Below are 23017 nucleotides of genomic sequence, written 5' to 3'. Positions count from 1 at the left end.
TTGCTTTCTGATCCAGCGCGTCGGCTGGCTCAGGCAGCTATTTGCCGAAGCCGGTCAGGACAGCGCGCGGGTCACGATCAGCGCAAAGATTTTGGACAGCTGATCGAGGTCGTCAATCGCTACCGCTTCGTCGAGCTTGTGCATGGTGGCGTTGCAGAGGCCAAATTCAACCACTGGCATGATCTTGGCCAGAAAGCGCGCGTCGGAGGTGCCGCCCGAGGTGGACAGTTCAGGTTCCACCCCGGTCACTTCGCGAATCGCGCCCGCGACTATGTCCGAAAATTCTCCCGGTGGCGTCAGGAAGGGTTCGCCGGAAATGATCGGCTTCAGCTCGCCGCCATGCCGCTCGACAATCTCCTCGACCAGGGCACTGAGGCTTTCGCCGCTGTGCCGATCGTTGAATCGGATCGACAGCCGTCCTTCTGCCTTGGCCGGAATGACATTATGGGCCGGATTGCCGACGTGGAGATCGGTAAATTCGATATTGCTCGGCTGGAACCAGTCGGTCCCTTCGTCGAGTTGAAGCGCATCAATCTCGGTGAGAATCTTGCCAAGCTTGGTGATCGGATTGTCGGCATTATGGGGATAGGCGACATGGCCCTGCATGCCGTTCACCGTGATCCACATATTGACCGAACCACGCCGTCCAATTTTCATCATGTCGCCAAGCTGGTGGACCGATGTCGGTTCGCCGACGAGACAGAGGTCGGGAGTAATGCCACGCTCGGCCATGAGGTCCATGATCGCGACGGTGCCAAACCGTGCTGGCCCTTCTTCGTCACCGGTGATGATCAGGCTGATCGTACCCAAATTTTCGGGAATTTCGTGGAGTGCAGCGACAAAGGCGGCAATGCTGCCTTTCATGTCGACAGCACCGCGACCGTAGAGAAGGTCGCCGCGGATTTCGGGAGCGAAGGGATCCGTTTGCCAACCCTGACCGGGCGGAACGACATCGAGATGACCGGCATAAGCAAAATGGTGTGATCCGGCGGGACCCTTGCGAATCGCGAAGAGATTCTCGACCGGGCCGCCCTGTTCGGCATCTTCGGCCGCATCGCCAGCAATGAATCGGGTTGTTTCAAAGCCGAGCGGCGCGAGCATCGCTTCCATCTCGTCAAACACGCTGCCGGTTGCGGGAGTGATGCTGGGCTGGGCAATCAGCCTTTTTGCATAGTCGAGAGTGGATGCTCGGGTCATTGGCGGCCGATCAGCTATTCGCCGCTTCCGGCTGTTCGAGGCGTTCGATCACCCAGGGTTCCTCTTCGGCAGCTTCCATCCATTGCGCGGTCCACTCATGATCGAGTATGGTCTGCATATAGCTGGTGGCAAAGCCGGGAAGGCGCAGGCCGTAAGTTTGGAAGCGCGAAACCACTGGCGCATACATGATGTCCGCAGCGCCATAAGTGCCGAACAGAAACGGTCCGCCGCTGCCAAAGCGCGCGCGCGCCTGCGCCCAGAGTTCGATAATCCGGGCGGCATCAGCCTTGACCTCGTCGCTCAAGTCCAGGCCTTCGTAGATTTTCCGCGTATTCATCGGACATTGCCGGCGCAGCGCCATATAACCGCAATGCATTTCTGCAGCCATTGAACGGGCCATGCCGCGTGCGGTCTCGTCTTTGGGCCAGAAGCGGTCCCGGTGCGTCTTGTCAGCAAGCCAGTCGATAATCGCCAGACTATCCCAGACCACGGTCTCTCCATCCCACAGTATCGGGACTTTCCCGCCAGAAGGGGCGAAATTTTCGCTTTCGCGGACATGGTCCCAGTCGTCGCCAAACAATGGCACGGTCAGTTCCTCGAAAGACAGGCCCGACTGTTTGCAGGCGAGCCAGCCGCGCATCGACCAGCTGGAATAGGCTTTGTTTCCGATTATCAGTTTCATATTCTGTCCCATAACCAAATATGGTGCGCTGTGTATAGAAAAGCGTCGCCAGGCTGCGATCTAGCTCTGCACAGCCTCGAGCACGGCCAGTCGCAGTTCGTCGATACCCTGTTTCTTTTCAGAAGAGGTCAGCAGCAGATCGGGATGGGCGGCTGGATGTTTCTTGGCAATTTCTGCGACCTTTGCGGCGGTGATATCCAGCTCTTCCTGCTTCACCTTGTCCGCCTTGGTCAGCACTACCCGGTAGCTGACCGCCGCCTTGTCGAGCATTTCCATGACTTCCTCATCGACCGGTTTGATACCGTGCCGTGAGTCGATCAGGACGAAGGTCCGTTTCAGTACCGCCCGCCCACGCAGATAGTCGTTGATCAGGAAACGCCATTTTTGCACCACTTTTGGTGGCGCTTTGGCGTAGCCATAGCCCGGCATGTCACAGATCCGAAAGACCAGCGGATCACCGACATCAAAAAAATTGAGCTCCTGAGTCCGTCCGGGCGTGTTTGACGTTCGCGCCAGACCATTGCGATTGGTCAGGGCGTTGATCAACGACGACTTGCCGACATTGGATCGACCGGCAAAGGCGATTTCCGGCACCGTCGGTTCGGGCAGAAATTGCAGCTGCGGCGCACTTTTCAGGAAGCTGATCGGTCCGGAGAAGATCTTCGGGTGGAGAGGGGTCATGCCTCGGCCTTGTCAGCAGCAGCTTTTTTCGCTTTTTCTTCCGCTTCCTTTGCCATCATTTCCTTCATCTGCGGGTGGCGCGAATAGAGCCACTTCTGCTGCGCGATGGTCAGAATGTTGGAGACGGTCCAGTAGAGTTGCAGACCGGCAGCAAATGGCGCCATGATGAACACCAAAATCCATGGCATGATGCTGAATATCTGCTTCTGCATCGGATCCATCGGTGCCGGGTTGAGCTTGAACTGAAGGTGCATGGTGATACCCATCAGGATCGGCAATATGCCGACGGCCAGGAAGGTTGGCGGATCAAATGGCAGCAAGCCAAACAGATTGACCGGGGTTAACGGATCGGGTGCGCTCAGATCCTTGATCCACAGGGCAAAGGGCTGGTGACGCATTTCGATGGAGAGCATCAGGACTTTGTACAAAGCGAAGAAGATCGGAATTTGCAGGAATATCGGAAGGCAGCCGGCAAGCGGATTGACCTTCTCGTCCTTGTACAGCTTCATGATTTCCTGCTGCTGTTGCTGCTTGTCGTCTTTATGCTTGGCCTGAATGGCCTTCATTTTCGGCTGCACAGCGCGCATTTGCGCCATGGAGGCGAATTGTTTCTGAGCGATCGGGAACATGATCCCACGGACGATGAAGGTCATCAAGATGATCGCTACACCGAAATTCCCAACCAGCTTGAACAGCCAGTTGAGCAGATAGAAAAGTGGCTTTTCGAACCAGTAGAACCAGCCCCAGTCGATGGCGCGATCCAGATTCTTGATACCAAATTCTTTTTCATATTTTTCCAGAAGCGCGTTTTCCTTGGCTCCGGCAAATAGACGGGTCGTCGTTGTCAGCTGTTTGCCAGGCGCGATTATCTGCGCGTTCTTTTTAGCGATCTCGGCCTGGAAGATATCCCCGCCGCCAGACCGGAATCTGGCATCGACGTCGTTGATATTGTCCGGGATCAATGCCCCGAGCCAATATTTGTCGGTAAAGCCCAGCCAACTGACTTCCGTGTCATAGGAATTGGTTCCGGCAACCGCGGAGGTGCCGAACAGGCCTGAAAAGAAACCCGGTTCTTCGCCGGCGAGATTCTCATAGTCGACATCGTAATTTGCAGCGCCTTCATAGACACCGACCGGGCCGGAATGGATCGTCCAGGTGCTGGCTTCATTGGCCGGGATATTATTCAAATCCCGTTTCCGGTTGATCAGGCCATAAGGTTTAAGCGCGATAGCGTTCTCGCCGCGATTGGTGACGCTTTGTTCGGTGGTGATCAGATAGTCGGCGTCAATCGACAGCTTTATCGTGAAGGTTTGCCCGGTCTCGTTGGACCAGCTCAAGGTGACCGGCGTGTCCGGAGTCAAACGGCTCTGGTCAGCGGACCAGATTGTATTGTCATTGGGAACCGCAACGCCCTCACCGGCCCAGCCAACGCGGCTGAAATAGGCGTTTTCGGTTCCGGACGGGGCAAAGAGCCGAACAGGTTCGCTGTTCTTGCTCATATCAACGGTATGATCGGTCAGTGTGAGATCATCGATGCGCCCGCCCTTGAGGTTGATAGAACCCTTCAGTCGCGGCGTTTCAATCAGGACACGAGGATTTTCGCGCAACACTGTCGCCAATGGACGAATTTTCTCTGGTACCGATGCGGCAGCAATGTCTGTGCCGCCAGCGGTGGAGCCGGCCGTTGGCGCTGATATGCCTCCAGCAGCCTGGTCATTGGCGGGAGCGTCAGCCTGTTCGACCGCGTCATTCTTGTTCGCCATGTCCGGGAAAAACTGTTCCATCAGCACGGGCCAGCCAAAGAGGATGATCCCGGTGAGAAGCACCGCCATGATAATATTACGCTTATCGTCCACTATTTCGTCCCGCTTTCGGCCATTTGTTGCAAATAGGATCGGTGTTCAGGGTGTCACGGCACTGGGTCATAGCCCGAGCCTCCCCAAGGATGGCAGCGCAATAGCCGTTTCGCCCCCAGCCAGCTACCCCTAATTGCACCATGTTTCTCGATCGCTTCGATCGCATAGGCGCTACAGGTCGGCATATAACGGCAAGTGGGAGGCAAAATGCGGGATGGTCCCCATTGCCAGCATCGTACGCAGAAGATGAAAATGGATTTCAGCATTTCTAACCCAGCTTCTTGGCCAGATATCGCAAGCCCTTTTCCAGATCGGCCTGCATCGTCGCGAAACCTGCTTCTTTGTTGGTTTTACGGCCAATCATGACGTGATCGACGCCAACTATACCATGGCTGGGCAATGTATGCGCGAGCAACGCGCGAAATCGACGTTTCATACGATTGCGCGCCACGGCATTGCCAATTTTCTTGGTGACCGTGATGCCGCGGCGAATCGTGTCGGCTGGAATGGGATGATCGCTGTGGCGACGATGCGCCAGCAGGACAAAGTTGGGGGTAACGAATCGCTTGCCGCGATTGGCAGCAAGAAAATCTGCGCGCTTCCGAATCACTTCGATCGATCCGTTTGAATCAGATTGATTCGAATCGGTCGAAGAATGCTCCGAGTCCAAATGATTTAGCGATGGGCGTGCTTCGACATGCGTAGCACGAGCGGTCACGTCGGTTTTAGGCAGAGAGCTTCTTGCGGCCACGGCTACGGCGGGCGGCTAGTACTTTGCGGCCGCCAACTGTGGCTTTGCGGGCGCGGAAACCATGGCGCCGTTTGCGGACCAGGCGGCTCGGTTGAAATGTACGCTTCATCGCGAATATCCTACGTCAAAATTTCGATAAAAAAGGCCGCCATAAGCTGCGGCCGATACGTTGTGGCTGCGATTAGGCAGCCAGGCGCGGAAAGTCAAGCGTTTGCGCTAGAGCCAGGGCGGATTAAATGCGTGGAGCGTGGTTTGACGCGATTTGGCTTTGCGCGACGAAGGCAAGCGGAGCCAGAGCGGTGCTATCGCACGCTTTCTTAACAGCGCACAGGGGAAAATCGGTCAAATCCTTCGCTAGACAAAATGGCTGGAATCTCGAACCGAAGCTTCTCTGAAACGGCAAAAAACATGGCTGGCGGGCGCTTTGATTCGATAATATTGCCATGTTGATGCCACGCCGGTACTTTTAAGAGGCCCTGACTCTAGACTTTCTTGTCCCGATTGCCAGTTTTCACCTTGCCGAAAATAGGCAGTTCAAAATCTTCAGGAATCGTCTTGTGGTGGTGTCGGCGCATCGCCCAGTCGGTCCATTTGCCGTAATTGGGGAATCGACGCTTGAAATCGACATAGCGTTTCTTCGCCCATCGTGAATTTTGCAGAACCAGCGCCAGGCCGATCGGAAAGACGATTATGAATCCCGGGCCGGGGATTGCGCCGATGATCGGCGAAACGAGAATCAGCGTGAATCCGATCACCGAGAGGAGGAATCGGGATCCGGAGGTATATTTCCACCGCTTCTTGTTAATTTTGTCGTTCATCTCGTTCCACTTGGTGCTTTGCGGGCAGAGTCGCAAGCTTGCTTCGTTAACTAAAGCGCGTGGAAGTGATTATTGTTCCCGAACCATGCATAAGACGTGAACGGGGGGTGCGGATGAGGAAGATTAATGGACCATCTGGAAGCGGGCCATATCATTACGCGACAGATGCAACTGTTCCGAGAAGGGAACGCTGTTGGTCAAAGCGTAAAATGCTTTTGCCGTCCCTGAAGGTACGCCCATTTCGGCATAATAATCGAGATATTCCGAATGGACCGGATCACTGGCCGGATAATCGTTCGCTTCCCGACCATCTTCGTCCATCCAGCTGTGCACAACGAACTCCGCATTGGGGTGCGCTGTTCGTGTGACGCCAGCGAGAAATAGCTCTACGGCACCGGAGCGTATCGAACCATTGGCCGGCACATGGGTGCTGATTCCCGCGCGGCGGATCATGCGTGCCAGATTAAGATTGGCTTCCTCATCTACGGATCCGTCACAATCAACCATTTCGATGCGCTTGATTGCCGGGAAATGTTTCATCATCTGACGAAAGACTGCAGGAGTGTAACTGTCTACGGTTCCAGTCATTTCCACCGTATCCGCTGCGATTACGCGAAACGGACCATATTGGCCGAATGCCGCGCTAGCCTGTGCAGCCGGTGCTTCTGGTTCGTACAAATCATATTCGAAAACCTCGACCGTCTCGGTGACGATATAGCTGCTAGCGCTAATCGCGGGTTGGGCCGGGAAGAGGAGCAGCGCAACAAGCAGCAAGGCGCTGACAAGGAAACCGCCGCTTGAATTAGCCGAATCGGTGCGATTCTGTGGAATGTATATCTGGTTACTCTTACTCATACGGTTGCTTTGGGGGGCTGGCGCTTGCCAGAGAGTATCGGGGTTTAGTTACCCGATATTAACCACTGGCATTCGTTTATCTCTCTGGTTTTGACGGTTACGGCCATGGCGTGGTTGCCGCTCGACTCAATCTCTCGTCATTGTCAGTATTCCGGACATGAAATTGGGGCAGCTATGATGGTGGCGCTGGTTCAGACGGTGGCCTATCTCGGACTGGAGGCGCGTGGTGTCGAAGTGCAATGTCAGGTTGCACCGGGATTGCCGGCGTTTAATGTTGTCGGTCTGCCGGACAAGGCAGTCGCGGAAAGCCGGGAGCGCGTACGGGCAGCCATCGCAGCGATGGGACTTTCGCTGCCCCCGAAACGCATCACGGTCAATCTGTCGCCCGCCGACTTGCCAAAAGCCGGTTCGCATTATGATCTGCCCATTGCGCTGGCGCTGCTTGGCGCGATGGGGATTATCGATGCCGAGACCTTGGCAAATTATGTCGTGGTCGGAGAATTGTCGCTTGATGGCCGGCTGGCGATAACGCCGGGCGTATTGCTGGCGGCGCTCCACGCATCGGGTAAAAGTCTCGGCTTGATCTGCCCGGCCTTGCAGGGGTCCGAGGCGGCCTGGGCCGGTGACATAGAAGTGCTGGCACCGGCTGACTTGCTGGCGCTGCTGAATCATTTCAAGGGCCAGTCGATATTGACGCCACCGGAAACCGGGGCCGCGCCCGAGCCGGATTATGGACCGGACCTCAAGGATGTGAAGGGCCAGGAAACCGCGAAGCGGGCATTGGAAATCACGGCGGCTGGCGGCCATAATCTGCTGATGAATGGTCCGCCGGGATCGGGAAAATCTTTGCTTGCCTCTTGCTTGCCGGGCATTTTGCCGCCCTTGTCAGCGTCGGAAGCTCTGGAAGTATCAATGGTGGCTTCGGTCGCCGGCACACTGGAAGGCGGCCAGATGTCCCGCCAGCGACCATTTCGCGCACCGCATCACAGCGCATCGATGGCGGCGCTGGTTGGCGGCGGGCTGAAAGTTCGCCCCGGTGAGGTCAGCATGGCGCATCTCGGGGTGCTTTTCTTGGACGAGCTTCCCGAATTCCAGCGACCGGTGCTCGATTCGTTGCGGCAACCGCTGGAAACCGGAGAAGTCAGCGTGGCCCGGGCCAATGCACATGTCACCTTTCCTGCTCGCGTCCAGATGGTCGCCGCGATGAATCCCTGTCGCTGTGGCCATTTGGGCGATGCCGCCCTGGCTTGTTCGCGGGCACCCCGCTGCGCAGCCGATTATCAGGCGAAGGTCTCCGGGCCGCTGCTCGACCGGATTGATTTGCATATCGAGGTGCAAGCTTTGTCCGCCGCAGACCTGACCATGCCGCCGTCAGCAGAGGGGTCGGAAACGGTGGCAGCGCGGGTTGCAAGCGCGCGATCAATTCAGTGTGAACGCTATGCTGATCTGGAGGCACGGACCAATAGCGAAATCGACGGCGAAGCGCTGAAACAATTTGCCACGCCCGACGAGCCGGGACAGGCCTTGCTGATGCAGGCGGCTGAAGCGATGCGGTTAACCGCGCGCGGCTATACCCGGGTTTTGCGCGTAGCCCGTACCATCGCCGATCTGGCTGGCGCGAGTGAAATTGGTCGGATTCATGTGGCGGAGGCGCTCAGCTATCGCAGACAGGCGCCCAGAAACTAGCACTGGCGGCGGTTTTCGATCAGATGTTAGCGCAGAATGGCGTCTTCAGGCTGCTTTGTCGCCTGGGGTCAGCTCCAGCGGGATAGCCATTTCATTCATGTTCACCGTCGATTTGGCAAGATTGGGTGCCTTGCTGCTGCGGTGCTTGAATTTGCCGTCGACATGACCGCCTTGCTCGATCGTCACATTTTCATAAGTAACGTCCCCGCCGATGCGGGCGGTCGAGGCGATGGCAAGATCGCCCGCGTCAATCGAGCCTTCGACCGAGCCGGACAGGCTGGCGTTTTGCGCGATGATCGCACCCTTGATTTTGCTCGATGGCCCCTGAACCAGCGAAAGGCATTTCACGTCGCCGATCACTTCGCCGTCGATATGCAGATCAACTTTCGATTCGATATTGCCGGTAATGACTATGCCGTCACCAATGATCGAAAAACTCGAGCCGCTGGTACCGCTGCTTCTAGCCACGGCCGGGGCCTGACTTGCCGCGGCTGGGCGTTTTTGCACGTTGTCGTGCGATGGCTTTGATCTTGAGAACATCTGTATTCGCCTCTAAAAATGGTCGGGGGTTGATAGCGCGTCCGTTCATCCGCACCTCAAAATGGAGATGCGTACCGGTCGAACGTCCGGTGCTTCCCATTGCTCCCAATTGTAGTCCTTGTTCGACTTTTTGGCCAGTGGTCACGCCAATTTTGGACAAATGCGCATAGCGGGTCATCAATCCATTGCCATGAGTCACTTCCACGGTTTTGCCATAGCCCGATTTCCAGCCGGCATGGGTGACCTTGCCACCAGCGGCAGCAAGGATCGGCTGGCCATGCGGCCCCTTGAAATCCATGCCGCTGTGCATGGCGCCGCCGCCGGTGAATGGATCACGACGATAACCGTAGCTGCTGGAAATCATTCCGGTGCTGGAGGGCTTGCCAGACGGGATAGCGATCAACGTCCGCTCCAGCGCATCCATCCGTTGCAGCGCAAGATTAAGCCGTTCGAGTGTGGGATGCAGCTGCTGGTCTTGCTGTTTGAAGAAAGGGATCAGCGGACCACCCATGGCATCCACCGAATTTTTGGTCAGCTTGTCAGGGTTCAGCCCGAATTTGCGAATCGCTTCTGCGGCTTGCTCGGTGCGTCGAATGGCAGCCATCGTCAGGCGCCGGGCGAATATAATCTGACGGGCTTCCAGTTTGGCAAGATGGACCGCTTCGGGGAAAGCCCTGCTGATTTTCCGCGTATTTTCGGACAATTGTTCGTCGGCTTGCTTCTGCTCTGATGAATCAGCAGCTTCGGATTGTTCGCCGACAAATTGTTCGGTCATCTGGTCCAGGATGTCCTGACGTTGCTGGAGGTCCGCGGCGACATCGTCAATCGATGCCTTATAATCGGCGACGCGGCTTTCGGTGCTGTTCACCTCGGCCTCTTTTTGAGCGAGGGCCATGCGTTCGCCGGTGACAGTCAGCTGATTGACCATCATCGCCAGCGTGATCAGCAGCCAGAAAGCCAGCGCTGCAATGACAGAATAGAACACCCGTTTCTGCAATATTGCCGATATGGTGATAAAGCGGACCTGTCCGTGTGATCGCATGAAAAACTCACGATCCGTAAACATATGGTCCAGCCGGGCTTTAAACCCTGTTCCGGTATTTTGTTTGTGCATGACCCGCCGTTGTTATTCGTAATCCCCATTGATTCGCTAACAGAGGGATTCGAGGCTGGCGAATCGTGAGGGCGTGACTCGTGACGAGTCGAATGAGTCGCGGGGTGAATTGCAGGATTCCCGATAATCGGTCTGCAACAATCGCCTGTAAAAGGACTCGATTATTGCCTGGGAAGAAAATTTTCTTGCTCAAATTATCTGGCGATTTTGGGTTAAATTGCAGACGTCGGCATGCTAGCAGCCGCTTATGACAGAACCTGCACAACTGATTATCGATATGGGGCGCAAGGCGCGCGCCGCCTTCTCCATGCTGACCGGGGTGACCGATGCCCAAAAGGCTGCCGCCCTGAAAGCGGCTGCACGGCATTTGCGCGACAGTCAGAATATTATTCTGGCCGCCAATCAGCGCGATATGGAAAATGCGCGGGCCCGGGAACTGAGTGACTCCATGCTCGATCGGCTGATGATCGACGCCGAACGGCTTGAAGCCATCGCCTCGGCCGTGGAGCATGTGGCCGAGCTTCCGGACCCGGTTGGCCAAGTTATCGACACCACCGAACGACCCAATGGTCTCGTCATGGAGCGCATCCGGGTGCCGCTGGGCGTTATCGGAATCATTTATGAAAGCCGGCCCAATGTTACCGCCGATGCCGCTGCCCTGACGCTGCGTTCGGGCAATGCCGTCATCCTTCGCGGGGGATCGGAGGCAATACACAGCAACGGTGCGATTTTTGACGCCATGGCAGCGGGCGTCGTCGAGGCGGGCCTTCCCGCTGATGCTATCCAGCTGGTCCAGACCACCGACCGCGCTGCGGTGGGGGCGATGCTGAAAGCCAGCGGGCTGATCGACATCATCATTCCGCGCGGCGGCAAGTCGCTGGTCAAGCGGGTGCAGGACGAGGCGCGGGTGCCCGTGCTCGCGCATCTTGATGGCATCAACCATACTTATATCGGCAAGGAAGCCGATCCGGAAAAAGCGACGGCGATAGCGGTCAATGCCAAGATGCGGCGAACCGGAATCTGTGGCGCGATGGAGACATTGCTTATCGATCAGGATTATCCGGCTCCCGGCCCCTTGGTCCGCGCCCTGCTTGATGCTGGCTGTCAAGTGCGCGGCGATGACGCCGTGCTCGAACTGGACGAGCGAATCGTCTCGGCAGACGAGACGGACTGGGATACCGAATATCTCGCCCCCATATTATCCGTCGCGATGGTGAACGGGGTCGACGAGGCGCTTGCACATATTGCCGAACATGGGTCGCATCATACGGATGTCATCGTCACCGAAGATTCGGAAATGGCAGAATATTTCATCCTGCGCGCCGACAGCGCGATTGTGATGCACAATGCCTCAAGCCAGTTTGCCGATGGCGGGCAATTTGGCCTGGGTGCGGAAATCGGCATTTCTACGGGACGCCTTCACGCCCGCGGTCCGGTCGCACTGGAAGGGCTGACAACCTATAAATGGGTGGTGCGCGGAACCGGGCAAGTCCGCCCTTGAGCATGAATCCGTGAAGACAACCGGCCTGCTCGGCGGATCGTTTAATCCGGCCCATGGCGCCCATCGCTCGATCAGCCTGTTTGCGATGGAAGAGCTGGATCTTGACGAATTCTGGTGGCTGGTGTCACCGGGCAATCCGTTGAAAGAAGGTGCGAGGGATATGGCACCGCTGCATGCGCGCCTGGCATCGGCCCAGAAAATGGCGCGGCGCAGCACCATCCAGCCGACGGCTATTGAACAGCAGTTCGGCACGAAATATACTTATAATACGTTGCTCAAACTCGTTCGTCGCTATCCCAAACGGCAATTTGTCTGGATCATGGGGGCGGATAATCTGGCGCAATTTCATCGCTGGAAAGACTGGCGAAAAATTGCCCGATTATTGCCGATTGCAGTTATATCGAGACCCGGCTATGATGACGATGCTTTTGCGGCTCCCGCAATGGCCTGGCTGCGGCGCTTCGTCCACCCCGCGAGCCAGCGTGGTAACTGGACCAACTGGAGTACGCCGGCGCTGACATTCCTGCGCTATCGTCCCGACCCACGCTCAGCCACCGCGATCCGGATGGCTCGGCCCCATTGGCATCAGCAATATGATGATCGCCGCGTTCGTGACGCGGTGACACACCGGTTGATTGGCCCAGAAGATTAGGATTTAAGTTGACGAAACCGAAGGTAAAAGCTCTGAAATCTGCCACTTCCAAGGAAGGAAAGGCGGAGTCGGACGCGCTCCATGCACTGGTCATGAAGTCGCTCGACGATGATCAGGCGCAGGACGTGGTCTCCATTCCACTGGCGGGCAAAAGCAATATTGCGGACCATATGGTGATCGCCGAAGGGCGCTCGACCAGACAGGTTGCGTCTATCGCCCAAAAGCTTGCCGAGCGTGTCAAGCAAGCAGGCGGCACCGCGCGAATCGAAGGACTCGCCAATGCCGACTGGGTATTGATCGATGCTGGCGATGTAATCGTCCACCTGTTCCGGCCGGAAGTCCGCAGCTTCTACAATCTTGAGCGGATGTGGGCTGTCGACGAGGAAGGCGATGCGGCGGAAGTCGTCGAAGCCTGATATAGCCGGGCGATGAGACTGCATATCGTCGCCCGCGGCAAAATCGGCCGCAGCCCGGAAGCGGAGCTTGTCGACCGCTATGTGAAGCGGATCGGCTGGGACGTGAAGATCAGCGAGCTGCCCGACCAGGGCGGCAAGTCGCCAAAGCTGCAAGGTGTCACCAAGATTATTGCGATGGACGAAGCCGGCGAAAACTGGAGCTCCAAGAAATTTTCGGATTTGCTGTCGGCCTGGCGCGATGACGGTGCGCGCGAGGCGCGTTTCCTGATCGGTGCCGCGGATGGCTTGAGCGCGGACGAGCGAGCCAGCGCCGACCATTTCTTCTCTTTCGGCAAGGCAACCTGGCCGCATATGATGGCACGGGCGATGTTGGCGGAACAGTTGTTCCGGGCGACATCAATCATTGCCGGCCACCCTTACCACCGGGAGGGGTGAACATGATGATGCGTTCTGCTCTCGCTTTGATCACTGTTCTTGGCTTGGCGACGACCGGAGCGGCGCTACTCTCCGCGCAGACACCGGGAACGAGCCTCTCGGAGCAGCAGCGGAGCCTGTTGTCGGCGCGCCAGCAATCTGACCGCGCCCGGCAGCGTAGTGATGCTTTGCTGCGTCAGGCTGAATCGGCCAGCAATGATGCCGACCGGATCGCCAGCGAAGCTGCAGCTCTGGCTGCCCGCATCCAGGCCGCAGAGGCGGATATCAAGGCTGCCCGCACCCGCATTGCCATTGTGACTCAGCTTCAGCAGCGCCAGCGCGCGCGGCTGGCGGAAAAGCAGGGGCCGATGATCCGGCTGACGGCTGCGCTGCAGATGATGACTCGCAAGCCGACCGCCCTTGCTCTTGTTGAGCCGCGCTCGCTCGACGAACTTATCTATATGCGTTCAATCCTGTCCGCCGTGATGCCGGAAATCGAACAGCGTACCGCCAGCCTGCGCGATGAAGTCAGACAGGGCGAACAGCTTCGGCTGCAGTCGGCGCGGGCCATTGCCTCGCTCGACGAAAGTCAGCGACAGCTGATCGAACGGCGGCGACAACTGGCGGGACTGGAAGCCAGCGGACGGATTGAAGCCGCGCAATTTTCCAGCGATGCCGGAATCGAGCAGGAGCAAGCGCTCGCCCTCGGCGAGGAAGCGCGGGATATATTGGATCTGATGGACCAAATCCGCGAAAGCGGCGCGGTTCGGGAATCACTGGCTGAACTGGATGGACCCGTCTTGCGACCCGGTCAGGGGCAGGAGTCACGGGTTCGGCCTGCCAAGCAAGGTGACGATGTCGGCAATGCGTACCGCTTGCCCGTGATCGGTGAAATTGTAGCTGGCCTCGGCGAACTATCCGATAGCGGTTATCGCTCTCGCGGCCTTACCATCGCTGTTGATCCCGGCGCCCAGATTGTCGCACCGGCAGCCGGCCGGGTGGCTTATTCTGGCCGTTATCGCGGCTATGGCAATATCCTGATCATCGAACATGATGCCGGCTGGACCAGTTTGATCACCAATATGGCGACCAGCAGGGTCGCGGTTGGCGATCGGGTCGTACAGGGTGCACCGGTCGGGCAGTCCGGGTCCGATGATCCTACCGTGACCGTCGAATTGCGCCGTCATGGCAGACCCATTGATATTGCCGCACTGATTGGCTGATGCGGGGCAAAGGGAATCGCAAATCGCTGTTCGTCGAAGCTTTCCGTCATTATTGGTTAAGCTGCTTTGCTTTACAAACGTTTCCAGCCTATATTTGACGACGATTTAGACCGACAGGACACGATTGATGAAAAAGCCCGTTTTGCAAGCCGCCGCCCTTGTTTTGACCGTCGCGCTTTTGCCCGCCACGACTTCTGCAATTTCTGCTGTGGATGCCAATACCTATCGCGAGATGGAACAGTTCATGAGCGTCTTTGAACGGGTGCGGAATGACTATGTCGATCAGGTGGACGATGCCGATCTGATCAAGGGGGCGATTGAAGGCATGCTGGGCAGTCTCGATCCCCACAGCAGTTTTCTCGATGCCCGGGATTTTGAAAATCTGCGCACGCAGACGGATGGCAATTACGGTGGCCTGGGTCTTTCGGTAACGCTGGAAGACGGTGCGGTGAAAGTCATTGCGCCATTCAAGGATACTCCGGCAGACAAGGCAGGCGTGAAAGCAGGCGATTATATCACCCATATCGATGGCGAGCTGATTTATGGCGGCACGCTGGATGAAGCGGTCGAGGAAATGCGCGGCAAGCCGGGTGAACCGATCACCATAACGATCGTCCGCCCCGGTCGGGATAAGCCATTTGATGTATCGATGAAGCGCGCGATTATCGATCTCAAGCCGGTCACATGGGAGATCAAGGATCAGATCGGTGTGATCAGCATCAACAGCTTCTCGAACGACACGGGTGCCGATGTCGCTGCCGCTATTGTCGGTATCGACAAATCTCTCGGCAAGAAGCCACTCGGTTATGTGCTGGATCTGCGTTCCAATCCCGGCGGCTTGCTTGATGAAGCGGTGTCGGTATCAGACGTCTTCCTGTCGCGTGGCGAAATCGTATCGCAGCGCGGACGCGAAAAATCCGATATTGAGCGCTATTTTGCCAAGAGTGGCGATGCCGCTGGCGGCCTGCCGGTCATTGTCCTGATTGACGCCGGTTCGGCTTCGGCTTCCGAAATTGTGGCCGGTGCCCTGCAGGATCATCACCGCGCCTTGGTCATGGGCGAGCGCAGTTTTGGCAAGGGGTCGGTGCAAACATTGCTGCCACTTTCCAACAGCAGCGCGCTGCGTCTGACCACAGCGCGCTATTACACGCCATCGGGCAAGTCGGTGCAGGAGGGCGGGATCGAGCCCGACATCAATGTGCCGCAATTGTCCGACCCGGATTACAAGACCCGTCCGCGGTTCCGGGAATCCGATTTGCGCCGTCATCTGATCAACGAGATCAAGTTGAAAGACGATGTGCTGGAAGAAGACAGCAAGGAAGATCCGCGCTTCACCCAGAGTGCCGAAGAATTGAAGGAGCAGGGCGTGGAAGATTTCCAGCTGCACTATGCGCTTCAGACTATTGGACGTCTCGGGCCCGACGGATTGAAAATGGCGATGAACAAGGCGGCGAAAAAGCCCGCCAAGAAAACTGTGGTCGCGAAAAAATAGGACCGGCTGATGGCAACGATCCGCAGTGCCAATTGGCTGGCTTTCTTGTTGCCCACAGCTTTGCTCGGCGGCGCGTTGATAAGCCAATATGGTTTTGGGCTTTATCCCTGTGAAATGTGCATGTGGCAAAGATGGCCGCATCTTGCGGCAATAGTTCTTGCTCTTTCTGCGCTGTTGTTGCGCGCCAGAAGCGCGGCGTTGCCATTGGTTGTTGCTGCGACAATGGCAATATTGACCAGCGGACTGATCGGCGGCTTTCATGCCGGGGTGGAATATGACTGGTGGGAAGGGCTTACCTCATGCGCGACCAATATTGCGGCGGGGGGCGACATGCTCGATTCAATCATGAACGCGCCGCTAGTCCGCTGCGATGTCGCGCCATGGACGCTGTTCGGTATTTCACTGGCCGGTTTTAACTTTCTCTTGTCAGTGAGTGGCGCGATCCTCATCTTGATGATGATTGCAAAGCGGCGAAAGGATAGCGACTATGTCTGAGCCAAAATTGGGACGAGAAGAAGCCGACATTGCGTCGATGATCCGGGTCAATCAGGCTGGAGAATATGGCGCGGCTCAAATCTACAAGGGCCAGCTGGCGGTGATGGGCGATAATGCGCCGCACAGCAGCGCGATCCACCATATGGCGGAGCAGGAACAGCGGCATCTTGATGCTTTTGACCAGATGATCGCAGATCGTGGTGTCCGGCCCACGGCGCTACAGCCATTCTGGAAAATCGCCGGCTATGCACTGGGCGCGACAACGGCAGCGATGGGTCCCCGGGCGGCAATGTCCTGTACGGCGGCGGTGGAAACCGAAATCGACCACCATTATCAGGAACAGCTGGATGCGCTCAAATCGGAAAATGATCCCGAACTGACCCGTATGATTGCGGAGTTTCGCGAAGAGGAATTGGAGCATAAGGCAACAGCCATTGCATCGGGAGCGGAAGACACGCCAGGCTATCCGGTTTTGAGCGCGGCGATCCGGCTGGGCTGCCGGGTGGCGATAGGATTGTCGAAACGAATTTAGGAAGCGAAACCCGCTTCAGCGCCGGTTCACACCCGGGTGGACAAAGGAACGATATGATGAAGAAATTTTTGATCTCCGCTGCCGCGCTGTCAGGTGCAGGCCTTCTGGTATTTCCCGCACAGGCGCAGGACCAGCCAGGAGACCGGGTCAATCAGCTGGTCATTTATGGCGACGACCCTTGCCCACAGAGCAGTGAGGACGAGATTGTCGTCTGCGCACGCAAGGATGAGGGCGAGCGCTACCGCATCCCAGAAACGCTGAGAAGCGGCAGTCTGGGCGATGCCAAGAATCAGGCCTGGTCGGAACGCGTCCGTTCCTATGAATATGTCGGAAAATCGGGGACGAGCAGCTGTTCGCCGACAGGGGCCGGTGGTTTTACCGGATGCACACAAGCGCTACTCAGTCAGGCCTATGCCGAAAAAGGCATTGATGACACGGTCAACTGGGGACAGCTGATCGAAGAGGAACGGCAGAATCGGCTTTCCCGGATCGATGCGGAATCCGATGCCGTGGAAGAGCGGGTGCTGGAAATCGAAGCCGACCGTGAAGCGCGGGAGGCAGCGGCAGAGGAAGCAAGAGACCGGCTTGATGCAAAGGATGCAGGTGCGGTTAATGCCACCAATGATCTTGCTGTGCCACCGGGGGCGGATGAAACCCCTGAAAAAGACGACTGACCGTCATTGGCTGCGTTGGTTCAGTCTGCTTCTTCCAGCAACTCGCTAATGCTGTCATCTATTTTAAAACTGGCGATAATCCATCCAGAAGAACGCTTGTAAAACGAGAGTTTCAATCGCGTCGCATATTCATTTTGAAAAATGAGATAGCTATTCTCGACATATCGGTCGGAAGCAGATTTTGCTCGCACCAGTTCCCATCCTTCAACGGGTCCATAAATATCCAGCAATGTCTGAATATTGGTCTTGATCTGGGCTTTCAGTGTGGCGGTTTTGTCCAGTAACGGAGAGGCCGTCACCAATTTGCTAAATTCGTCGACATTGCCTTTTTGGTAGGCAACCAAAACATCGTTGGCCAGTGTTTCCGGCGTTGCTTGCGCCAGCGAGGGAGTCGCGACGGCAAGGCTGATTATATATAAAATGGCTCGAAACAATTTCATCTATTTCTGTCCTTCTATCCACCGATTTACTTGCGCCTCGAGCATATCGAGCGGGACAGCGCCCTGACCCAGTACGACATCGTGAAATTCGCGCAGGTCGAACTTGTCGCCCAGTTCGCGGGTCGCCTTGCCGCGTAGCTCGCGGATTTTCAGTTCGCCCATTTTATAGGCCAAAGCCTGACCGGGCCAGCTGATATAGCGATTCACTTCCGCCTCGATATTGGCCTCGCTGAGCGCGGTATTGTCGGTCATGAAATCGATCGCCCGCTGCTTGCTCCAGCCCTTGCTGTGAATGCCGGTATCGACGACCAGCCGGCAGGCGCGCCACATTTCGTAGGATAGCCGGCCCATATTCTTGGCTGGCGTATCGTAAAGGTCCATTTCGATACCGAGCCGTTCCGAATAGAGTCCCCAGCCTTCGACAAAGGCGGTGAAAAATGCGCCATGTTTGCGGAAGTCCGGCATGTCGAGTTCCTGCTGCAACGCGATCTGCTGATGGTGGCCGGGCACCGCTTCGTGAACGCTCAGCGCCGGAATTTCCCAGAAGGGCCGCTGGTCGAGTTTCGACGTGTTTACATAATAAAAGCCAGCAATGCCAACATCTGGCGAACCGGGATTATAATAAGCGGTGGTCGTGCCTTCGGCCGTCTCTGCCGGGATTTCCTTGATGCCATAAGGCAGCCGTGCCAGCTTGCCGATGATCGATGGCATTTTGCCATCAATGGTCTTTGTCACCCGGGCGACTTTCTCCATCAGCTCTTCCGGCGTCTTGGCATAATATTGCGGGTCGGTCCGCAGATGTTCGATAAAGGCTTCGCGGGTATCGTACCCAGCCTCCTTGGCGACATCCACCATCTCGGCCCGGATCCGCGCCACTTCGCTTAGGCCGATATTGTGGATTTCGTCGGCCGTCTTGTCGGTGGTCGTCATCTGGCGGATGCGGAAATCATAATATTTCGCACCGCCGGGCTGGGCCGAGACCCCGGGTGCCTGGGCGCAGTTCGGGGCATAGTCTTTGTTATACCAGTCGAGATGCTTTTTCACTGCGGGGTTGATGACGCTGGTGATGGTTCCGGCGGCTTCTGCTGCCAGCTTGTCGAACGTCTCTTCGTTAATCGTCTCAGGCCGTTTGCGTGTGAAGGGCTGGTAGAAACGCGACTCTCTGGCATCATCGGTGAGCAGGCCGGAGATACTGGTTTCATAGCCGACCATCGAAACGCAGGGCTGGACATAGCCGCCGGCGAGGGCCTGGTTGGCGACCGTGATCGACTGGTCATTGACCGTGGCATATTGCTTCAGCCGGTTGATATAGGTCTGATAATCCTGCGCGTTGCGGAACGGCAGGTTGTTCTGCATGCTGGCAAAATTCTGGTGCCAGCCGCCGCGATTGGTGAAATTGATCGTCCGCTGGCCGTAGTTATTCGCTTCGATCTGCTCTGCGAGCGTCCGGCGCAATATGCCATAGTTGGTCTTGTCATCCTCGCTCAGGGTCGCGGTGTCTATCGCGTCGAGTTGCGCGAGCCAGGCCTTCGCTTTTACGACGCGACTGTCTTCCGCTTCCAGACTGTAGTCGCTGACCCGGCCAATCGGATCGTCAACCCCGAGGGAGGATGCAAATTCCGGATATTGTTCCAGCTGATAGGCCCAATAATCATCGATGATATCATGTAACTCGGAGGATGTCCGGTTGGCATCCGCTTGTGCATGGACCGGCGCACCGACCAGCATTGCCAGCGGTGCCAGCATGGCTAAACTTGTTCTGCGCATCATCTTCTCTCCGAAATTGCCTCGATAATATCTCTGGCAACTATCGTGAATGATCGGCGGCTTTAGTCAAGCCTGATTTTGGAGGTGGAGTATCCGGGCGCGCAAATTCATGGCGTTTTGAAAGCCGATAGCGGCGATGGTGAGCGGCGCGATCGTCGATCCTCCGGCAATGCCGATAGTGAGCGTTGCGAGGTCCAGCGGATGATCAAGCGGCCTTTGGCTGACATCGACGGTCTGAATCTTGCGGAGCGGGAGGATGGTCAACTTGCGTCGCCACCAGCCGGACCGGACGTATAGCTGGCCATTGCTCAAGGCATATTGATGGTGCCGCCAGTTGAGAAATTGAATCAGGCCAACCGGACCAGCGAGCAGGATGATTGCGAACAAGCCGGGATGGACGAACAGGCCGCTGCCGAGGGCGATAGCGATGAGCAGCAGCGAGATCATGAGTGCACCGCGCCACCAGAAGGCGGGGTTGACGCCCTGAAATATAAGATCGGCCGGGGGCTGGCGGATGGCACAGTCATCGAGGATCGGTTCGATTTCGGCGAGCGTTGCACAGGGAGCCGCGCTATGGTCCGTCTCGCCCTTGCCGTCTCCCGCCAGCGATGTGAATTTGAGATGATACCAGCCGAAGCGCGCGCGAACCGGACCGGTCTGCAATATTGCGGCCTGAACCCGGTGGATCGGCATGACCATGTCGGTCAGGGTGAATAGCCCGCGTCGTCGCCGGAATCCGGGCTGTCCAGTGTCGATCCGGTCGAGGCGGAAGCCATATTCGCGGACGAATGTCCGGACGATACCGCTGACAAAGCCGATGGTGATCAACGACAGGATTGCGGCCAGCGCACCTCCCAGACGCACCCATGAGCTATACCCATTGATGGTCTCCTGTTCCGGAAAAGCGTCGATCCAGCTGCGCGGATCGAAAAAGCCGTCGGGCAGCAGGAAATCCAGGTTCTGGGCAAGGGCGCCGAGTATTGCCAGCAGGACGAAGGAGAAGTTGAACAGTCCGGCGATGACTATGCGGCGGTTGTCCATCGCGAACAGCGGCGGGGTGTCTGCCATGACCTGATGGTCTTCCAACCGGCTATCGTCGGCACCTAACCCAGCCTTATAGTCGCGGATCGTGTCGCGCAGCATCTCGGCATCTCTTCGAGAAAGCGCATCGAGCTGGCCATCTTCGCCACCGCCAGAACCGGTTTCCAGCGCGACGGTGGCAAGGCCCAGGAGGCGGCTGATCAGCTTCTGTTCGAGGCTGACATCCTGAATCCGGTCGAATGGGATCGAGCGATTGTTGCGGTTGAGCAGGCCGCTCTTGATCCGGATTTCCCTGGCGGTGACCTGATAGGTGAAGCGCGACCAGATCAGCGCGGTCACTCCGACGATCAGCGTTATCAGCGCTACAGCTGCGATCCCGGTGTAGAGCACGTTCTGATCGAACAGGCTGAAATGGAGGACGAGGATCGCAAAAAGATTCTGACCCAGCGTGCCGACGGATTTCAGGATGATACTGAGCGGATGAAGATGTTGAAAAGGGGCGCTATTGTTCGGCGCCGGGTTGGCGGATGGCTCGCTCATATCATGTCTTGGCGGATATGGCCCTTGATCGTCTCGCGCATATCCTCGGCATCGATGGTGGCGAGGCCGGGCAGGGTGACGATGCTGTTGTGCGTCCCGGCGGTGTGCACGATCAGGGTCGAGAGGCCGAACAGGCGCTGCAGCGGACCCTGGGCGACATCGATATGCTGGATTCGGTTGAACGGGACGATTGTGTCCTTGCGCCAGAGAAAGCCGCGCAGCACCCGCAATTGCTCGTCGCCCATGTCATAGCCCCAGCGGCGGTAGATGCGGTTCGGCAGGACGAAGACAAGCAAAATGGCGAAGAATGCCGCAGGAAAAAGGACCATTCCTGGCTGTATCTCGTGATGCATATAGAGCAGCGTTTCGGCGACCGAGGCGAGGATCAGCAGGACCAGCGCGCGCAGGATCATATTGAACCGGATCAGGCTTTTCTGCGGCGGATGTAGCGGTGTCAGGCCCTGGTTATAGTTGTGCGACGAGTCAGTTTCCATCGCGCCGAATCGATCAGCATTGGAAGATTTGGAAGCATGTTCGGTCATGCTCTGCCTATGCCCAAGCTGTATCGTTCAGGCAAGACGGTTGACCGCTAGCGGGCCAGTGCGGTTTCGGCCTGTTCGATCAGAGATTTGATAATTTCGGCCACGGATTCTTCTGCCTTGACCATGCCGACCGACTGTCCGGCCATGACACTTCCATGCTCAATATCGCCATCTATGACCGCTTTTCGTAACGCTCCTGCCCAAAAATGTTCAATTTGCAGCTGTGCTTCGCCCATTTCTATCTCGCCCGAATCCAGTAATTTGGCGACCTCGATCTGCTTGCGGGTGAATTCTTCGGTGCCCTTGTTCTTCAGCGCGCGGACCGGGATCACCGGCAGGCGCGGATCGACCTGGACGCTGGTGATCGCATCGCGGGCATTGCCGCGGATGAAGGCTTTCTTGAAATCGGGATGGGCGATGGATTCATGGGCGCAGACAAAGCGGGTGCCGAGCTGGACGCCGCTGGCCCCCATTTCGAGATAGGCGGCGATCATCTCGCCGGTGCCGATACCGCCGGCGACGAAGACGGGAAGCTGGCTCGCGATCTCGGGCAATATTTCCTGCGCCAGCACCGAGGTCGACACCGGACCGATATGACCGCCCGCTTCCATGCCTTCGATGACCAGCGCGTCGACGCCGGAGCGGACGAATTTCTTCGCCAGCGCCATGGCGGGAGCGAAGCAGATTACCTTTGCGCCAGTTTCCTTGATCGCCTCCAGACTGCCCTTGGGCGGCAGACCGCCGGCCAGAACAACATGGGTTACCGCATGTTTGCCGCAGACGGCAATCAGCGCCATCAGATCGGGATGCATGGTGATCAGATTGACGCCGAACGGCTTGTCGGTGCGTTTCTTGGTCTCGGCAATTTCCGTGTCGAGCAATTCCGGCGTCATCGCGCCGCAGGCAATCACGCCAAAGCCGCCGGCATTGGAAATCGCGCTGACCAGATTGCGTTCCGAGACCCAGGACATCGCCCCGCACATGATCGCGGTTTCGCAGCCGAGAAAATCGGTGCCGCGTTGCATGAGATGCTGAAGTTTGGAATGGGTCATAGGGTTTCTTTCTAAAGCCCGCTTCCCTTCCGGGAAGAGGGTTGGGAGAGGGGGCA

At 57.2% G+C, this 23017-nt stretch carries 26 protein-coding genes; 10 read left to right on the top strand and 16 right to left on the bottom strand.

Features of this window, described 5'->3' with window-relative positions:
• Nucleotides 1–54: 54 nt before the first annotated feature.
• From dapE to AZE99_RS15005, 9 genes are all read right to left on the bottom strand, one after another.
• Complete coding sequence (gene dapE, locus AZE99_RS15035) at nucleotides 55–1197, bottom strand: succinyl-diaminopimelate desuccinylase (protein WP_067202828.1); 1143 nt, start codon at nucleotides 1195–1197, stop codon at nucleotides 55–57.
• Nucleotides 1198–1207: 10 nt separating this feature from the next.
• Complete coding sequence (locus tag AZE99_RS15030) at nucleotides 1208–1879, bottom strand: glutathione S-transferase family protein (RefSeq protein ID WP_067202825.1); 672 nt, start codon at nucleotides 1877–1879, stop codon at nucleotides 1208–1210.
• A gap of 60 nt (nucleotides 1880–1939) precedes the next feature.
• Nucleotides 1940–2560 carry a ribosome biogenesis GTP-binding protein YihA/YsxC gene (yihA, locus tag AZE99_RS15025; RefSeq protein ID WP_067202822.1) on the bottom strand — a complete coding sequence of 207 codons (621 nt, stop codon included), beginning with the start codon at nucleotides 2558–2560 and terminating at the stop codon, nucleotides 1940–1942.
• Nucleotides 2557–4416, bottom strand: a complete 1860-nt coding sequence (yidC, locus tag AZE99_RS15020) for a membrane protein insertase YidC (protein WP_067202819.1) — start codon at nucleotides 4414–4416, stop codon at nucleotides 2557–2559. Before yidC ends, yihA begins: the two co-directional genes overlap by 4 nt.
• Nucleotides 4417–4469: 53 nt before the next feature.
• Nucleotides 4470–4682 (bottom strand): membrane protein insertion efficiency factor YidD, encoded by a 213-nt coding sequence (gene yidD / locus AZE99_RS16010; protein WP_082788409.1) that lies wholly within the window; start codon nucleotides 4680–4682, stop codon nucleotides 4470–4472.
• 2 nt (nucleotides 4683–4684) lie between these two features.
• Nucleotides 4685–5026: a ribonuclease P protein component gene (gene rnpA, locus AZE99_RS15015; protein ID WP_067203761.1), complete on the bottom strand. Its 342-nt coding sequence runs from the start codon at nucleotides 5024–5026 to the stop codon at nucleotides 4685–4687.
• Between the two features lie 115 nt (nucleotides 5027–5141).
• On the bottom strand, nucleotides 5142–5276 hold the full coding sequence (gene rpmH, locus AZE99_RS16005; RefSeq protein ID WP_082788408.1) for a 50S ribosomal protein L34: 135 nt from the start codon (nucleotides 5274–5276) through the stop codon (nucleotides 5142–5144).
• 373 nt (nucleotides 5277–5649) lie between these two features.
• Entirely contained in the window at nucleotides 5650–5985 is a 336-nt protein-coding gene (locus AZE99_RS16200; RefSeq protein WP_156472294.1) for a PGPGW domain-containing protein, read from the bottom strand.
• Nucleotides 5986–6108: 123 nt separating this feature from the next.
• The gene (locus tag AZE99_RS15005) at nucleotides 6109–6840 is read right to left on the bottom strand and encodes a hypothetical protein (protein WP_067202816.1); all 732 of its coding nucleotides are present in this window, start codon (nucleotides 6838–6840) and stop codon (nucleotides 6109–6111) included.
• A 177-nt stretch (nucleotides 6841–7017) separates the two neighbouring features.
• Between AZE99_RS15005 and AZE99_RS15000 the strand changes: the two genes are divergently transcribed.
• Nucleotides 7018–8526, top strand: coding sequence for a YifB family Mg chelatase-like AAA ATPase (locus AZE99_RS15000; RefSeq protein WP_067203759.1), 1509 nt, complete (start codon nucleotides 7018–7020; stop codon nucleotides 8524–8526).
• A gap of 45 nt (nucleotides 8527–8571) precedes the next feature.
• Here AZE99_RS15000 and AZE99_RS14995 read toward each other — a convergent pair whose 3' ends face one another.
• Nucleotides 8572–8994 (bottom strand): bactofilin family protein, encoded by a 423-nt coding sequence (locus tag AZE99_RS14995; RefSeq protein ID WP_231862638.1) that lies wholly within the window; start codon nucleotides 8992–8994, stop codon nucleotides 8572–8574.
• Nucleotides 8987–10180, bottom strand: a complete 1194-nt coding sequence (locus AZE99_RS14990) for a M23 family metallopeptidase (RefSeq protein WP_067202810.1) — start codon at nucleotides 10178–10180, stop codon at nucleotides 8987–8989. The genes AZE99_RS14995 and AZE99_RS14990 overlap by 8 nt, the downstream gene beginning before the upstream one ends.
• 247 nt (nucleotides 10181–10427) lie before the next feature.
• On the opposite strand from AZE99_RS14990, the gene AZE99_RS14985 reads away from it, so the two are divergent.
• From AZE99_RS14985 to AZE99_RS14945, 9 genes are all read left to right on the top strand, one after another.
• Nucleotides 10428–11681, top strand: coding sequence for a glutamate-5-semialdehyde dehydrogenase (locus tag AZE99_RS14985; protein ID WP_067202807.1), 1254 nt, complete (start codon nucleotides 10428–10430; stop codon nucleotides 11679–11681).
• A gap of 10 nt (nucleotides 11682–11691) precedes the next feature.
• Nucleotides 11692–12333 carry a nicotinate-nucleotide adenylyltransferase gene (locus AZE99_RS14980; RefSeq protein ID WP_067202804.1) on the top strand — a complete coding sequence of 214 codons (642 nt, stop codon included), beginning with the start codon at nucleotides 11692–11694 and terminating at the stop codon, nucleotides 12331–12333.
• Nucleotides 12334–12425: 92 nt separating this feature from the next.
• Nucleotides 12426–12749: a ribosome silencing factor gene (gene rsfS, locus AZE99_RS14975; RefSeq protein ID WP_082788523.1), complete on the top strand. Its 324-nt coding sequence runs from the start codon at nucleotides 12426–12428 to the stop codon at nucleotides 12747–12749.
• A 12-nt stretch (nucleotides 12750–12761) separates the two neighbouring features.
• Nucleotides 12762–13184: a 23S rRNA (pseudouridine(1915)-N(3))-methyltransferase RlmH gene (locus AZE99_RS14970; RefSeq protein ID WP_067202800.1), complete on the top strand. Its 423-nt coding sequence runs from the start codon at nucleotides 12762–12764 to the stop codon at nucleotides 13182–13184.
• Between the two features lie 2 nt (nucleotides 13185–13186).
• Nucleotides 13187–14386, top strand: coding sequence for a murein hydrolase activator EnvC family protein (locus AZE99_RS14965; protein ID WP_156472293.1), 1200 nt, complete (start codon nucleotides 13187–13189; stop codon nucleotides 14384–14386).
• A 127-nt stretch (nucleotides 14387–14513) separates the two neighbouring features.
• Nucleotides 14514–15878 carry a S41 family peptidase gene (locus AZE99_RS14960; RefSeq protein ID WP_067202798.1) on the top strand — a complete coding sequence of 455 codons (1365 nt, stop codon included), beginning with the start codon at nucleotides 14514–14516 and terminating at the stop codon, nucleotides 15876–15878.
• Between the two features lie 9 nt (nucleotides 15879–15887).
• Nucleotides 15888–16373 carry a disulfide bond formation protein B gene (locus AZE99_RS14955; protein ID WP_067202794.1) on the top strand — a complete coding sequence of 162 codons (486 nt, stop codon included), beginning with the start codon at nucleotides 15888–15890 and terminating at the stop codon, nucleotides 16371–16373.
• Nucleotides 16366–16905 carry a demethoxyubiquinone hydroxylase family protein gene (locus AZE99_RS14950; protein WP_067202791.1) on the top strand — a complete coding sequence of 180 codons (540 nt, stop codon included), beginning with the start codon at nucleotides 16366–16368 and terminating at the stop codon, nucleotides 16903–16905. The genes AZE99_RS14955 and AZE99_RS14950 overlap by 8 nt, the downstream gene beginning before the upstream one ends.
• 53 nt (nucleotides 16906–16958) lie before the next feature.
• A complete protein-coding gene (locus AZE99_RS14945) occupies nucleotides 16959–17579 on the top strand; it encodes a hypothetical protein (RefSeq protein WP_231862637.1) in 621 nt (206 codons plus the stop codon).
• A 20-nt stretch (nucleotides 17580–17599) separates the two neighbouring features.
• Here AZE99_RS14945 and AZE99_RS14940 read toward each other — a convergent pair whose 3' ends face one another.
• The 5 genes from AZE99_RS14940 to AZE99_RS14920 form a co-directional block, all read right to left on the bottom strand.
• On the bottom strand, nucleotides 17600–18019 hold the full coding sequence (locus AZE99_RS14940; RefSeq protein ID WP_067202788.1) for a hypothetical protein: 420 nt from the start codon (nucleotides 18017–18019) through the stop codon (nucleotides 17600–17602).
• Entirely contained in the window at nucleotides 18020–19786 is a 1767-nt protein-coding gene (locus AZE99_RS14935) for a DUF885 domain-containing protein (protein WP_067203755.1), read from the bottom strand.
• Nucleotides 19787–19852: 66 nt separating this feature from the next.
• Nucleotides 19853–21367, bottom strand: coding sequence for a PH domain-containing protein (locus AZE99_RS14930; RefSeq protein ID WP_067202785.1), 1515 nt, complete (start codon nucleotides 21365–21367; stop codon nucleotides 19853–19855).
• Nucleotides 21364–21909, bottom strand: a complete 546-nt coding sequence (locus AZE99_RS14925; RefSeq protein WP_067202782.1) for a PH domain-containing protein — start codon at nucleotides 21907–21909, stop codon at nucleotides 21364–21366. The genes AZE99_RS14930 and AZE99_RS14925 overlap by 4 nt, the downstream gene beginning before the upstream one ends.
• Nucleotides 21910–21956: 47 nt before the next feature.
• Nucleotides 21957–22961: an NAD(P)H-dependent flavin oxidoreductase gene (locus AZE99_RS14920; protein WP_067202781.1), complete on the bottom strand. Its 1005-nt coding sequence runs from the start codon at nucleotides 22959–22961 to the stop codon at nucleotides 21957–21959.
• Nucleotides 22962–23017: the final 56 nt, after the last annotated feature.

The sequence above is a fragment of the Sphingorhabdus sp. M41 genome (assembly GCF_001586275.1).
Lineage (GTDB): Bacteria > Pseudomonadota > Alphaproteobacteria > Sphingomonadales > Sphingomonadaceae > Parasphingorhabdus.
The sequence above is the reverse complement of the archived record's forward strand: the minus strand, read 5'-3'. Positions and strand labels throughout refer to the sequence as shown.

Excerpts from the sequence above, each read along its gene's own strand:
- dapE (WP_067202828.1), bottom strand. The coding sequence starts at position 1,197 with ATGACCCGAGCATCCACTCTCGACTATGCAAAAAGGCTGATTGCCCAG.
- AZE99_RS15030 (WP_067202825.1), bottom strand. The coding sequence starts at position 1,879 with ATGAAACTGATAATCGGAAACAAAGCCTATTCCAGCTGGTCGATGCGC.
- yihA (WP_067202822.1), bottom strand. The coding sequence starts at position 2,560 with ATGACCCCTCTCCACCCGAAGATCTTCTCCGGACCGATCAGCTTCCTG.
- yidD (WP_082788409.1), bottom strand. The coding sequence starts at position 4,682 with ATGCTGAAATCCATTTTCATCTTCTGCGTACGATGCTGGCAATGGGGA.
- rpmH (WP_082788408.1), bottom strand. The coding sequence starts at position 5,276 with ATGAAGCGTACATTTCAACCGAGCCGCCTGGTCCGCAAACGGCGCCAT.
- AZE99_RS16200 (WP_156472294.1), bottom strand. The coding sequence starts at position 5,985 with ATGAACGACAAAATTAACAAGAAGCGGTGGAAATATACCTCCGGATCC.
- AZE99_RS15005 (WP_067202816.1), bottom strand. The coding sequence starts at position 6,840 with ATGAGTAAGAGTAACCAGATATACATTCCACAGAATCGCACCGATTCG.
- AZE99_RS15000 (WP_067203759.1), top strand. The coding sequence starts at position 7,018 with ATGGTGGCGCTGGTTCAGACGGTGGCCTATCTCGGACTGGAGGCGCGT.
- AZE99_RS14990 (WP_067202810.1), bottom strand. The coding sequence starts at position 10,180 with ATGCACAAACAAAATACCGGAACAGGGTTTAAAGCCCGGCTGGACCAT.
- AZE99_RS14985 (WP_067202807.1), top strand. The coding sequence starts at position 10,428 with ATGACAGAACCTGCACAACTGATTATCGATATGGGGCGCAAGGCGCGC.
- rsfS (WP_082788523.1), top strand. The coding sequence starts at position 12,426 with ATGAAGTCGCTCGACGATGATCAGGCGCAGGACGTGGTCTCCATTCCA.
- AZE99_RS14970 (WP_067202800.1), top strand. The coding sequence starts at position 12,762 with ATGAGACTGCATATCGTCGCCCGCGGCAAAATCGGCCGCAGCCCGGAA.
- AZE99_RS14965 (WP_156472293.1), top strand. The coding sequence starts at position 13,187 with ATGATGATGCGTTCTGCTCTCGCTTTGATCACTGTTCTTGGCTTGGCG.
- AZE99_RS14960 (WP_067202798.1), top strand. The coding sequence starts at position 14,514 with ATGAAAAAGCCCGTTTTGCAAGCCGCCGCCCTTGTTTTGACCGTCGCG.
- AZE99_RS14955 (WP_067202794.1), top strand. The coding sequence starts at position 15,888 with ATGGCAACGATCCGCAGTGCCAATTGGCTGGCTTTCTTGTTGCCCACA.
- AZE99_RS14950 (WP_067202791.1), top strand. The coding sequence starts at position 16,366 with ATGTCTGAGCCAAAATTGGGACGAGAAGAAGCCGACATTGCGTCGATG.
- AZE99_RS14945 (WP_231862637.1), top strand. The coding sequence starts at position 16,959 with ATGATGAAGAAATTTTTGATCTCCGCTGCCGCGCTGTCAGGTGCAGGC.
- AZE99_RS14940 (WP_067202788.1), bottom strand. The coding sequence starts at position 18,019 with ATGAAATTGTTTCGAGCCATTTTATATATAATCAGCCTTGCCGTCGCG.
- AZE99_RS14935 (WP_067203755.1), bottom strand. The coding sequence starts at position 19,786 with ATGCGCAGAACAAGTTTAGCCATGCTGGCACCGCTGGCAATGCTGGTC.
- AZE99_RS14930 (WP_067202785.1), bottom strand. The coding sequence starts at position 21,367 with ATGAGCGAGCCATCCGCCAACCCGGCGCCGAACAATAGCGCCCCTTTT.
- AZE99_RS14925 (WP_067202782.1), bottom strand. The coding sequence starts at position 21,909 with ATGACCGAACATGCTTCCAAATCTTCCAATGCTGATCGATTCGGCGCG.
- AZE99_RS14920 (WP_067202781.1), bottom strand. The coding sequence starts at position 22,961 with ATGACCCATTCCAAACTTCAGCATCTCATGCAACGCGGCACCGATTTT.